10 protein-coding genes are annotated in these 12488 nt (G+C 68.1%); 8 read left to right on the top strand and 2 right to left on the bottom strand.

Annotated features, from left to right (window positions below; all coding sequences use genetic code 11):
* Positions 1-78 precede the first annotated feature (78 nt).
* The 4 genes from AC6LKG_RS25470 to AC6LKG_RS25455 all read left to right on the top strand — a co-directional run bounded on the left by AC6LKG_RS25470 (position 79) and on the right by AC6LKG_RS25455 (position 3683).
* Positions 79-615: a YaeQ family protein gene (locus AC6LKG_RS25470; protein WP_498169568.1), complete on the top strand. Its 537-nt coding sequence runs from the start codon at positions 79-81 to the stop codon at positions 613-615.
* 164 nt (positions 616-779) lie between these two features.
* Positions 780-1379: a TetR/AcrR family transcriptional regulator gene (locus tag AC6LKG_RS25465; protein WP_498169565.1), complete on the top strand. Its 600-nt coding sequence runs from the start codon at positions 780-782 to the stop codon at positions 1377-1379.
* Positions 1380-1509: 130 nt separating this feature from the next.
* A complete protein-coding gene (locus AC6LKG_RS25460; RefSeq protein ID WP_498169562.1) occupies positions 1510-2208 on the top strand; it encodes an SDR family oxidoreductase in 699 nt (232 codons plus the stop codon).
* A gap of 56 nt (positions 2209-2264) precedes the next feature.
* Positions 2265-3683 (top strand): MFS transporter, encoded by a 1419-nt coding sequence (locus AC6LKG_RS25455; RefSeq protein WP_498169560.1) that lies wholly within the window; start codon positions 2265-2267, stop codon positions 3681-3683.
* Between the two features lie 76 nt (positions 3684-3759).
* On the opposite strand, the gene AC6LKG_RS25450 is transcribed toward AC6LKG_RS25455, so the two are convergent.
* Positions 3760-4383, bottom strand: coding sequence for a chorismate--pyruvate lyase family protein (locus tag AC6LKG_RS25450; RefSeq protein WP_498169557.1), 624 nt, complete (start codon positions 4381-4383; stop codon positions 3760-3762).
* Between the two features lie 129 nt (positions 4384-4512).
* Here AC6LKG_RS25450 and AC6LKG_RS25445 point away from each other — a divergent pair, with 129 nt between their 5' ends.
* Positions 4513-5244: a pseudouridine synthase gene (locus tag AC6LKG_RS25445; protein WP_076414230.1), complete on the top strand. Its 732-nt coding sequence runs from the start codon at positions 4513-4515 to the stop codon at positions 5242-5244.
* 86 nt (positions 5245-5330) lie between these two features.
* Here the strand turns inward: AC6LKG_RS25445 and AC6LKG_RS25440 are convergent, their stop codons facing one another.
* Positions 5331-6236: a LysR family transcriptional regulator gene (locus AC6LKG_RS25440; protein WP_006394388.1), complete on the bottom strand. Its 906-nt coding sequence runs from the start codon at positions 6234-6236 to the stop codon at positions 5331-5333.
* Between the two features lie 336 nt (positions 6237-6572).
* Here AC6LKG_RS25440 and AC6LKG_RS25435 point away from each other — a divergent pair, with 336 nt between their 5' ends.
* Genes AC6LKG_RS25435 through adeC form a run of 3 tightly spaced genes read left to right on the top strand, consistent with a single transcriptional unit; the run spans position 6573 to position 12429 of the window.
* Positions 6573-7766 (top strand): efflux RND transporter periplasmic adaptor subunit, encoded by a 1194-nt coding sequence (locus AC6LKG_RS25435; protein WP_498169555.1) that lies wholly within the window; start codon positions 6573-6575, stop codon positions 7764-7766.
* Positions 7767-7780: 14 nt separating this feature from the next.
* Positions 7781-10963, top strand: a complete 3183-nt coding sequence (locus AC6LKG_RS25430; RefSeq protein ID WP_498169552.1) for an efflux RND transporter permease subunit — start codon at positions 7781-7783, stop codon at positions 10961-10963.
* Positions 10960-12429: an AdeC/AdeK/OprM family multidrug efflux complex outer membrane factor gene (adeC, locus tag AC6LKG_RS25425; protein ID WP_498169550.1), complete on the top strand. Its 1470-nt coding sequence runs from the start codon at positions 10960-10962 to the stop codon at positions 12427-12429. The genes AC6LKG_RS25430 and adeC overlap by 4 nt, the downstream gene beginning before the upstream one ends.
* The last annotated feature ends 59 nt before the right edge of the window (positions 12430-12488 follow it).

The raw sequence follows: 12488 nt of genomic DNA, 5'->3' as shown, positions 1-12488 counted from the left end.
CGCTGCAAGCTGCGGCCATGCCGCAGGCGGTATCATGGCGGCCTTCTGTCATTCGCCCCACTCAACGGATTTTTCGCCATGGCCCTGCGCGCCACCATCTACAAGGCCGAGCTCAACGTCGCCGACACCGACCGGCACTACTACGGCAGCCACGCGCTGACGGTCGCCCGCCATCCCTCCGAAACCGACGAGCGCATGATGGTGCGGCTGGTGGCCTACGCCCTGAATGCACAGGAAGAACTGGCCTTCACCAAGGGCCTGAGCGACACCGACGAGCCCGACCTGTGGGTCAAGGACCTGACCGGCGCCATCACCGTGTGGATCGAGGTCGGCCAGCCGGAAGAGCGCCGCATCCTGCGCGCCTGCGGCCGCGCCGAGCAGGTCATCGTCTACTGCTACGGCGGTTCCGCCAGCAGGATCTGGTGGGACGGCGTGCGCAACAAGCTCGAGCGCACCCGCAACCTGACGGTCATCAACCTGCCGTCCGAGCAGACCCGCGCCCTGGCCGATCTGGCCGAGCGCACCATGCAACTGAACGCCAACATCTCGGACGGAGTGGTGTACTTCTCGGCCGACAAGGGCGAAGTCAGCATCGAGCCCGACGTCTGGCGCTGACGGCCGGGCATTTCGGCCCCTTTTTTGCATGCGCTTTCGCGCCTGCGTGGGGCGTGCCCGTGGCCGCGCAACCATGGCAGGGTAGTGCGCGCGCAACAAGAAAAGCGTGCAAACCGCGACGGACCGATTTATATTATGGTCATCATATTAACGGAGTCCCGACCATGGCCGGCCCCGCTTCCCGCAAAGAGATTTCCCACGACCGCATCGTGGAAGCGGCCGCGCGCGCGATCCGGCGGGTCGGCTACGCCGGCGTCGGCGTGGCCGACGTCATGAAGGAAGCCGGGCTTACCCACGGGGGCTTCTACGCCCATTTCCCGTCGCGTGACGCCATGCTGGTGGCGGCGATGGAGCGCGCCGGCCAGGATGGCGCGGCGCGCATGGGGCAGGGCGTGGCGCGGCGCCGCGCCGAGGGGGCCAGCCCGTTGCGCGCCCTGGTCGAAAGCTATCTGTCCGAGGCCCATCTGCTCGGTTGCGAAGGCGGTTGCCCGATCTCGGCGCTGGCCTCCGAGATACCACGCCAGTCGGCCGAGGTGCGCGACGTCTCGGCCAGTCGGATAACGGGTCTGGTGGGCGTGGTGCAGCAGGCGTTGCCGGCCGGCGCCGGCGCGCACGCCGCGATGGCGATCACCAGCAACCTGGTGGGCGCCATGCAACTGGCTCGGGCGCTTGGCGACAATGCGCAGGGCCGGGCCATGTTGGCGGCCGCGCGCCGGTCCATCCTGGAGCAGTACGACAACGAAGGCGGCCCCGCCACCCACTGAGCATCGGTTTCCACGGGCCGCTTCGCGCGGCCTTTCTTCAACCCAAAAATATGATGATCATCATATTTTCAGAAACCCGGCGGGCATTGCCAGCCACCGTCAGAACCGCAGTACGTCAAGGAAAGACATCATGGAACTGAAAAACGCCACCGTCCTCATCACCGGCGCCAACCGCGGCATCGGCCTGGCCTTCGCCCGCGAGGCGCTGGCCCGCGGCGCCCGCAAGGTCTACGCCGGCGCGCGCGATCCGGCCAGCGTCACGCTGCCGGGCGTGCAGGCCATCAGGCTAGACGTCACGAATGACCAGGACGTGGCCGCCGCCGCGGCGCTGGCCAAGGACGTGACACTGGTCATCAACAACGCCGGCATCGCCGCGACCGGCGGCTTCCTGGCCGACGACAGCATCGAATCGGCGCGCCGCCACCTGGAAACCAATCTGCTGGGTCCGCTGCGCGTGGCGCAGGCGTTCGCGCCGGTGCTCGCGGCCAACGGCGGCGGCGCGCTGCTGAACGTGCTGTCGATCGCCAGCTGGATCAACCGACCGCTGCTGGGGGTGTATGGCATGAGCAAGTCGGCCGCGTGGGCCCTGACCAATGGCCTGCGCCACGAACTGCGTGAGCAGGGCACGCAGGTGCTGGGCCTGCACATGGGCTTTGTCGATACCGACCTGACGCGTGGCTTGGACGCGCCCAAGATCACCCCCGAATCGGTGGCAGGCCAAGCCTTCGACGCGCTCGCGGCCGGCGCCGAGGAAGTGCTGGCCGACGACGCCACGCGCCAGGTCAAGCAGGGCCTGGCGGCCGAGCCGGCTGTCTACCTGCAGGCCTGAATCGCGCGCACCTCGCCTGCGCCACCTTCCCGACGCCATTTCCGAGTCCGATCGACATGCATTCCAATGCCACTCCCGCGGCCAGCCATGCCGCCGCCGCGCCGTCCGCGGCCGAATCCCCCTGGCCGATCTTCTGGATCGCCAGCGTAGCCGTGTTCCTGGTTTCCCTGGACGCGACCATGCTCTATGCCGCGTTCGGCGCTATGCGCGCCGGTTTTCCCGAGGCCTCCGCCGCCGACATGTCGTGGGTGCTGAACGCCTACACGGTGGTCTACGCCGCCATGCTGATCCCGTCCGGCGGGCTGGCTGACACACATGGACGCAAGCGCATGTTCATGATCGGCGTGCTGCTGTTCCTGGCGGCCTCGGCCGCGTGCGGCCTGGCGGGCGGCGTCGGCTGGCTGATCGCGGCGCGCGTGGCGCAGGCGGTCGGCGCGGCGCTGCTGACGCCCGCCTCGCTGTCGCTCGTGTTGGCGGCGTTCCCGGCCGCGCAGCGCTCGGTGGCGGTGAGCCTGTGGGGCGCAGTGGCCGCGCTGGCGGCGGCGGTCGGCCCCAGCCTGGGCGCGTTCGTGGTCGATGCCGCAGGCTGGCCGTGGGCCTTCTACATCAACCTGCCGCTGGGTGCGTTGTCGCTCTGGTTCGGCGCCGGCCGCCTCAAGGAATCGGTGCGTCCCGAAGCGCGGCGGCGCGTCGACGGTGTCGGCATGGCGCTGCTGATGGTGGGCGTGGGCGCGGTGGCGCTGGCCATCGTGCAATCGGAATCGCCGCACTGGAGCCGCGGCGAACTGTGGATGGTGGCGGCCATGGGGCTGGTGTCGCTGGCGGCGTTCGTCGGCTGGGCCCGCAGCACGCCGCACCCGCTGGTCGATCTCGCGCTGTTCAAGCATCGCACCTACCGCTACGTGAACCTGGCCACGCTCAGCTTCGGCATCGCCTTCGCGATGATGTTTTTCGCCTTTTTCTTCTACATGACCGGTGTCTGGCACTACAGCCTGCCAAAGGCCGGCCTGGCGGTGACGCCGGGGCCGCTGCTGGTGATGCCGACCGCGATCATCACCGGCAAGCTGGCCGCGCGCCTGGGGCATCGCCCGTTCCTGGTGGGCGGGTCACTGGTCTACGCCGCCAGCGGGCTGTGGTTCCTGCTGGTGCCGGGCGCCGAGCCCGTCTATCTGGCGCATTGGCTGCCCGGCTTGATCCTGAGCGGGCTGGGGGTGGGCCTGGTGTTGCCTTCGCTGGCTGGCGCCGCGGTCAACCGCCTGCCGCCGCAGCACTATGCAGTGGGCAGCGCCGTCAACCAGGCCACGCGCCAGATCGGCGCGGTACTGGGGGTGGCGTTGACGGTGCTGCTGCTGGGCAAGGGGGCGCTGAGCCACGCGGACTTTGATCCGCTGTATATCGGCCATGTCGGGCTGGCGCTGCTGACGGGCCTGCTCTGCCTGGCGGTGGACACCCGGCCGCGCCCCGCGCATGCGTAAGCGCCTGCGCGGCGGGAACGAGGCGGGGGTGTGCTGGGCGGAGGAGGGCGGCGCGGCGCCCGGCGGCGCCTCGCGGCTAGCGCGGCGTGCGCTGGTGCGGCACCAGCGGCGGCGCCGCGCGCCCGGCCACCAGGCGCCAGAAATCCGGCAGGAAGCACTCGGCCACCAGCAGCGGCTGGCCCTGGCGCCAGAACACCGAGCGCCGGGCCCAGACGCGCTGCGCGTCGCGTTCGCGGCCATTGCGCGCCAGCACCCCGGCGGCGGTGGCGTGGAACGGCACCGGCGAGGCCAGCAGGCGGCAGGCGAACGGCGATCGCACCACGGTGCTGTCGTGGTACAGCATGTCGGCCAGCGGCCGCGTCAGCAGGCGCCGCATGCCTTGCCAGGCGCCGTGCGAGGCGCGCAGCGGCGTCAGGCTGCGCGCCGGCACGCTGTCGATGCCATCGACCGACATCAGCACCTCGCGCACCCACACCGGCGCGCCGGGAGCGATGCGCATGGCGCGGGCCTCGTCGGCCGGCGCGCCGTCGGCGTATTCGGCCAGCACCCGCAGGCGCACCTGGCCAACCTGGCGCAGGCCGGCGGTCAGGGCGCCGGGACGGAACAGCCAGTGGCGCTGGGTGAGCGACAGGCGCGGCGGCGCGCTGGCCAGCCAGCCTGCCGCGAGAGGAGGGCAATGTGTTGCTGCTGAGGTCATCATGGCTGCGTATTATGCCAATGCTGGGGCGCCGGTTCGATTCCGGCCCCTGTGGCCGATTGCCGCAGGGCTGCGTAGCGGCGCGCGCCGCCGCCGGGGGGCGCGGGGTGCGCTCCGCATACAATAACGGCCATGGAAAAAGTACGAATCTCCAAGCTCATGTCCGAGCGTGGACTCTGTTCGCGCCGCGAGGCCGACAGCTATATCGAGCGCGGCTGGGTACGGGTCGACGGCGAAGTGGTGTCCGAACTGGGCGCGCGCGCCTTCCCCAGCCAGGTCATCACGCTGGAACGCGCCGCGCAGGCGCGCCAGACCTCGCGCGTCACCATCCTCATCAACAAGCCGGTCGGCTACGTCTCGGGCCAGGCCGAAAAGGGCTACACGCCCGCGGTGGCGCTGATCGATGCGCGCTCGCGCTTTGCCGGCGACCGCAGCCCGCAGCGTTTCGAGCGCGGCCATCTGGACGGCCTGGCGGTGGCCGGGCGCCTGGACATCGATTCGCAGGGCCTGCTGGTGCTGACGCAGGACGGCCGCGTGGCCAAGCTGCTGATCGGCGAGGATTCCAGCATCGACAAGGAATACCTGGTGCGGGTGCAGGGCGAGCTGTCGGAGAACGGCCTGGCGCTGCTCAACCACGGCCTGTCGCTGGACGGCAAGGCGCTCAAGCCGGCCCAGGTGCGCTGGCAGAACCACGATCAGTTGCGCTTCGTGCTGCGCGAAGGCAAGAAGCGCCAGATTCGCCGCATGTGCGAATTGGTGGGCCTGAAAGTGGTGGGACTGAAGCGCGTGCGCATCGGCCGCGTGGCCCTGGGCGATCTGCCGCTGGGCCAGTGGCGCTACCTGCGCGACGACGAACGCTTCTGAATGCGGCGGGCGCGGTCAGCCGCGTGCCAAGGCGGCCGGCGCCCGCCGGCCATGTGCAGATTTTTCAGTCTGTTTCCGGCAGCCCTTCATTTCATGAACGGCGCGGTATCCTTCGCCTGCCCGTCACCGCCCAGGCGCTCCATCAGGAACTCGATGAAGATCCGGGTCTTGGCGGGCAGCAGCCGCGTTTCCGTGACGGCATAGACCGGGAACGGTCCCAGTTGCCAGTCCGGCAGCACGCGCCGCAACTGGCCGGATTTCTGCTCGGCGGTCTGGCCGCCGACCAGCACGGTGATGCCCGCGCCGAGCATCGCCAGGCGCCGCGCCATCGCTACGCCGTTCACGGAAAAGCGGTTGCCTGGGGTGAACTGGATGTGCTGGTCGCCGCTGTTGAGCGGCCAGCGGGTCACGCGGCCGGCGCCTTCGGCGCGGAACTCGATGCACTCGTGGCGGGTCAGGTCACTGGGGTGCTTCGGTTCCCCGTGCTTTTCCAGGTATTCGCGCGAGGCGTACAGATGGGCCGGCAGCATGCCCAGCAGCCTCGCGATCTGTGTCGAATCGGGCAGTTCGCCGATCTCGATGGAAATATCACAGGTCTGGAACACGCGCTGCGCGTGGTCGGGATTGGCAAGGTCCAGGAAAAAGGTGACGTCGGGATAGCGGCGCGAGAATTCCATGAACGATTCAGCCAGGAAGTCCGTGCCGAAATCCGCCGGCATGTTCACCCGCAGCGGTCCGGACGGCGTGTCGACCAGCTTCTGCAGTTCCTCGTGGGCGATCTGGGCTTCGGCCACGATGCGCTGGCAGCGTTCGAAGTACAGCCGGCCGGCGTCGGTCAGTTCCACCTTGCGGGTGGTGCGGCTGAGCAGACGCAGGCCAACCGACCGTTCCAGTTCGGCCACCTGGCGGGACAGTGTCGATTTGGGCACCCCCAGGGCGGCGGCCGCACGGCTGAAGCTGTGCGTCTTGGCCACCTCCACAAAGAGTTCCATGCCTTGTAAGCGTTTCATGGAAGGGATTCTGTCACACGATGGGCCGAATTATTGTCCCATATCTGGAATGATGTTTTCTCAATATGCCTCTTTGTTTCTCGGGCGGGATAACGCAAAATGCCGATTCTGCAATGCAGCAAAGCGTCGAAGCCCTGCCTGAATGTCTGAGGCGAAACCACACCCCAGTCAATCCTCACGAGCCGCAACGATGCGCGGTTCGCGTTGCGCCGTTGCTGTCGCCGGTTGTCCGGCGGACACCGCGGTCGCCCCGCGGGCGCAGGCCCAGGCGGGCGGGTATGACGCTACCTTTTTAGTTGGAAATCGGGAATGCAATCAATGAACAAGAAAAACGCGCTGTGGCGCGGTGCAGCGGTGCTCACGCTGACGGCATCGGCCCTGACGTTGGCCGCTTGCGGCAAGAAGCAGGAAGCGCCCCAGGCGGGCAAGCCGCAGGTGACGGTGGTCACGCTGACCACCAAGCCGGTTTCCCTGACCACTGAATTGCCGGGCCGCACGTCGCCGTTCCGCGTCGCCGAAGTGCGGCCGCAGGTCAACGGCATCGTGCAGAAGCGCCTGTTCACCGAAGGCGGCGAGGTCAAGGCGGGCCAGCAGCTCTACCAGATCGATCCCGCGCTCTACCAGGCCAGCCTCGACAGCCAGAAGGCCGCCCTGGCGCGCGCCCAGGCGCAGCAGAAGACCGCCGCACTGCTGGCCGAGCGCTACAAGCCGCTGGTGGCCACACGCGCAGTCAGCCAGCAGACCTATGACAACGCCGTGGCCGCGCGCGACCAGGCCGCCGCCGACGTGATGTCGGCCAAGGCCGCGCTCGACACGGCGCGCATCAACCTGGTCTACACCAAGGTCCTGTCGCCCATCGGCGGCATCATCGGCCGCTCGGCAGTCACCGAAGGCGCGCTGGTCACGGCCAACCAGGCCACGGCCCTGGCCGCCGTGCAGCAGATCGACCCGATCTACGTAGACGTGACGCAATCCAGCGTGCAATTGCTGCGCCTGCAGAGCGCACTGGCCAGCGGGCAATTGCAGAAGGCCGAGGGCGAGCAGGCGGCGCTGGTGTCGCTGACGCTGGAAGACGGCTCGCAGTACAGCCTGCAGGGCAAGCTGCAGTTCTCGGAAGTCACGGTCGACCCGGGCACCGGTTCGGTCATGCTGCGGGCGGTGTTCCCCAACCCGGACCGCCGCCTGCTGCCGGGCATGTTCGTGCGTGCCCGCCTGGTTGACGGCGTGGCCACCGACGGCCTGCTGGTGCCGCAACGCGGCGTCACGCGCAACCAGCGCGGCCTGCCGACGGCGCTGGTGGTCAATGCCGAGAACAAAGTTGAACTGCGCCAACTCAAGACCGACCGAGCCATTGGCGACCAATGGCTGGTGACCGACGGCCTGAAGGCCGGCGACAAGGTCATCGTGGAAGGCTTGCAGATGGTGCGGCCGGGTGTCGAGGTGGTTGCCACCGAAGCCGGCGCCAAGCCGGCGCAGCAACCGCAGGCGGGCGCCGCGGCGGCCAAGCAGTAGTCAGGGAGCCTTGCATGGCAAAGTTTTTTATCGATAGACCGGTTTTCGCATGGGTGATCGCGATCGTGCTGATGATGGCCGGCGCGTTGTCCATCCTGAAGCTGCCGGTGTCGCAGTACCCGAACATCGCGCCGCCGGCCATCGGCATCGCGGTGACCTACCCGGGCGCCTCGGCGCAGACGGTGCAGGACACCGTGGTGCAGGTGATCGAGCAACAGATGAACGGCCTGGACGGCCTGGAGTACATCTCCTCGGAAAGCAACTCCGACGGCAGCATGTCCATCACGCTGACGTTCCGCCAGGGCACCAACCCCGATACCGCCCAGGTGCAGGTGCAGAACAAGCTGTCGCTGGCGCAGCCGCTCTTGCCGCAGGAAGTGCAGCAGCAGGGCATCCGCGTCACCAAGGCCACCAAGAACTTCCTGATCGTGGCGGGCTTCGTGTCCACCGACGGCACGATGACCAAGGACGACCTGGCCGACTACGTCGCCTCGTACGTCCAGGACCCCATCAGCCGCACGCAGGGGGTGGGTGACTTCCAGTTGTTCGGCTCGCAGTACGCCATGCGCATCTGGCTGGATCCGGCCAAGCTGGTGAACTACGGCCTGACCACGGTCGACGTGGTCAACGCCATCAAGGAACAGAACGTCCAGGTTTCGTCCGGCCAGTTGGGCGGCCTGCCCGCGGTGCGCGGCCAGCAATTGAACGCCACCATCATCGGCCCGTCGCGCCTGGAAAAGCCGGAAGACTTCGGCCGCATCCTGCTCAAGGTCAATACCGACGGTTCCCAGGTGCGCCTGGCCAACGTCGCCCGCATCGAACTGGGCGGCCAGACCTACGCCATCGACAGCTATTACAACGGCAAGCCCGCCTCGGGCCTGGCGATCAAGCTGGCCCCGGGCGCCAACGCGCTGGATACGGCGCAGGCGGTGCGCGACACCATCAACAACCTGAAGCCGTACTTCCCGCCGGGCATGGACGTGGTCTACCCGTACGACACCACGCCATTCGTCAGCCTGTCGATCGAGGAAGTGTTCAAGACGCTGGTGGAAGCCATCATCCTGGTGTTCCTGGTGATGTACCTGTTCCTGCAGAACTTCCGTGCCACGCTGATCCCGACGCTGGCGGTGCCGGTGGTGCTGCTGGGCACCTTCGGCGTGCTGGCGGCGTTCGGCTACTCCATCAATACCCTGACGATGTTCGGCATGGTGCTGGCCATCGGCCTGCTGGTGGACGACGCCATCGTGGTGGTGGAAAACGTCGAGCGTGTGATGGCGGAAGAGGGCCTCACGCCCAAGCAGGCCACGCGCAAGTCCATGAGCCAGATCACCGGCGCGCTGATCGGCATCGCCATGGTGCTGGCCGCGGTGTTCATTCCCATGGCCTTCTTCGGCGGCTCGACCGGCGTGATCTACCGCCAGTTCTCCATCACCATCGTGTCTTCGATGGTGCTTTCGGTGATCGTCGCCATCGTCTTCACGCCGGCGCTGTGCGCCACGCTGCTCAAGCCGATTCCCAAGGGCCACCACGGCACCAAGCGCGGCTTCTTCGGCTGGTTCAACCGCGCCTTCGACCGCAGCAGCCACGGCTACGCCAATACCGTGGCGCGCGGCCTGGGCCGCACCAAGCGCCTGATGGTGGTGTACCTGGCCATCGTCATCGCCATGGGCTGGATGTTCACCCGCATTCCCACCGCGTTCCTGCCGGCCGAAGACCAGGGCATCCTGTTCGCCCAGATCCAGACGCCCGCCGGCGCCACCGCCGAGCGCACCAAGGCCGTCATCGACGAGGCCACCAACTACCTGCTGACCGAAGAGAAGGACGCGGTCACCTCGGTGTTCGCGGTCAACGGCTTCAACTTCGGCGGCCGCGGCCAGAACGCCTCGATCCTGTTCATCAAGCTGCGCGACTGGGAAGACCGCGGCGCCGCCAGGCTCAAGGCGGCCGCGGTGGCGGCGCGCGCCAATGCCCACTTCAGGAAGACCGAGCGCGACGCCATGCTGTTCGTGGTGCCGCCGCCTTCGGTGATGGAACTGGGCAACGTCGATGGTTTCGACTTCCAGCTGATGGACCGCGCCGGCGTGGGCCATGAAAAACTGCTGGCCGCGCGCAACCAGTTGCTGGGCGAGGCGGCAAAAAGCAAGATCCTGCAGGGCGTGCGCCCCAACGGCATCGAGGACGCGCCGCAGTACCAGCTCGACATCGACCGCGAAAAGGCGCGGGCGCTGGGCGTGGCCGTGTCGGACATCAACAGCACGCTGTCCACCGCCTGGGGTTCGTCGTACGTCAACGACTTCATCGACCGCGGCCGCGTCAAGAAGGTGTTCGCGCAGGGCGAGGCCTCGGCCCGCATGCTGCCCGAAGACCTGGACAAATGGTACGTGCGCAACAAGGATGGCGACATGGTGCCGTTCTCGGCGTTCGCCAAGGCCACCTGGAGCTTCGGCCCGCAGAAGCTGAACCGCTACAACGGCGTGCCGTCCTACAACATCCAGGGCCAGGCGGCGCCAGGCTACAGCTCGGGCGCGGCCATGAACGAGATGGAACGCATCGCCAGCAAGCTGCCGACCGGCGTGGGTTTCGAATGGACCGGCATGTCGTACGAGGAACGCCTGTCGGGCGCCCAGGCGCCGGCGTTGTACGCGATTTCGCTGATCGTGGTGTTCCTGTGCCTGGCGGCGCTGTATGAAAGCTGGACGATTCCGTCCGCGGTCATGCTGGTGGTGCCGCTCGGCATCATCGGGGCGCTGGGGGCGACGCTGGTGCGCGGCCTGTCCAACGACGTGTACTTCCAGGTGGGCCTGCTCACAACCATCGGGCTGGCGGCCAAGAACGCCATCCTGATCGTGGAGTTCGCCAAGGAGCACTACGAGGCCGGGGCGAGCCTGACGGAATCGGCGATCCACGCCGCCCGCCAGCGCCTGCGCCCGATCCTGATGACGTCGCTGGCGTTCATCCTGGGCGTGGTGCCGCTCGCGATCTCCTCGGGCGCAGGCTCGGGCAGCCAGAACGCCATCGGCACGGGCGTGATCGGCGGCATGCTGACCGCGACCTTCCTGGCCATCTTCTTCGTCCCCGCGTTCTTCGTGATCATGCTGCGCCTGTTCAAGGTGGAACGCATGAGCGCGCGACGCGATCCGCACGACCCCAGCGCCAACGACGCGCAGGACGTGTCCGTCGAAGGAAAACCGCAATGAAGCTGCAGATGAGAACCCTGGTTTCCCTTTCCCTGGCGGCGGCCCTGGCGGGCTGCTCGCTGGCCCCGACCTACGAACGGCCCGACGCGCCGGTCTCGTCGGCCTATCCGAGCGGCCCGGCCTACAAGGCCGACGCCACCGGCGCCGTGGCCACGGCCGACATCGGCTGGCGTGATTTCTTCGCCGACCCGCTGCTGCAACAGCTTATCGAGCAGGCGCTGGCCAACAACCGCGACCTGCGCGTGGCGGCCTTGAATGTCGAGGCCGCGCGGGCCCAGTACCGCATCCAGCGCGCCGACCTGCTGCCCAGCGTTGGCATCGCCGGCAAGGAAACGGCCCAACGCACCCCGGCCGACCTGTCGCCCAGCGGCCAGGCCACCACCAGCCACAACTACCAGGTCGGCGCCGCGCTGTCCTCGTGGGAACTGGACCTGTTCGGCCGCATCCGCAGCCTGAGCGACAAGGCGCTGGAATCGTACCTGGCGCTGGACGAAACCCGCACCGCGACCCAGCTGACGCTGATCGCCGAAGTGGCCAACGCCTACCTGACGCTGCGCGCCGACCAGGAGTTGCTGAGCCTGACGCGCGACACGCTCAAGAGCCAGGATGATTCCTACAAGCTCACCAGGCAGAGCTACGACCAGGGCCTGTCCACCGCGCTCGACCTGAGCCAGGCCGAAGTGTCGCTGCGCACCGCCCAGCGCAACCTGTCGCAGTACACGCGCCAGGCCGCGCAGGACCGCAACGCGCTGGTGCTGCTGGTGGGCCAGCCGCTGTCGCCCGAAATCTCGGCGGCGCTGGACAACGCCGTCAAGCTTGACGACGGCATGCTGCCGACCGCGCTGCCGGCCGGCCTGCCGTCCGAGCTGCTGGCGCGACGCCCGGACATTCGCGCCGCCGAGCACCAGCTCAAGGGCGCCAATGCCAACATCGGAGCGGCCCGCGCCGCATTCTTCCCGACCATCAGCCTGACGGGCAACGCCGGCACCGCCAGCGCCAGCCTGGGCGGGCTGTTCGACGCGGGTTCGGGCGCCTGGAGCTTCGTGCCCCAGATCACGGTGCCGATCTTCGCCGGCGGCTCGCTGCTGGCGGGCCTGGACCTGGCCAAGGTGCAGAAGAACATCCAGATCGCGCAGTACGAGAAAACGATCCAGACGGGATTTCGCGAAGTGGCCGACGCGCTGGCCGGCCGCGGCACGCTGGACGAGCAGATCCAGGCGCAGCAATTGCTGGTGGCCGCCAACCAGCGCGCCTATGACCTGTCCGAGCAGCGTTTCCGCCAGGGCATCGACGACTACCTGACGGTGCTCGATTCGCAGCGTTCGCTCTACACCGCGCAGCAATCGCTGGTCGATACGCGCCTGGCGCGCCTGTCCAACCTGGTCACCTTGTACAAGGTGCTGGGCGGCGGCTGGACCGAGCGCACCGTCACGGCGGCGCCCGCGGCCAGCGGCCCTCCGGGCTGAACGCCGCCTCGCCGGGCATGAAAAAAGCGGGCCGATCGAAAGATCGGCCCGCTTTGCAT

The organism is Achromobacter sp. 46006 (assembly GCF_059761975.1).
Note: the sequence above shows the minus strand (reverse complement) of the source record. Positions and strands in the feature narration are given on the sequence as shown.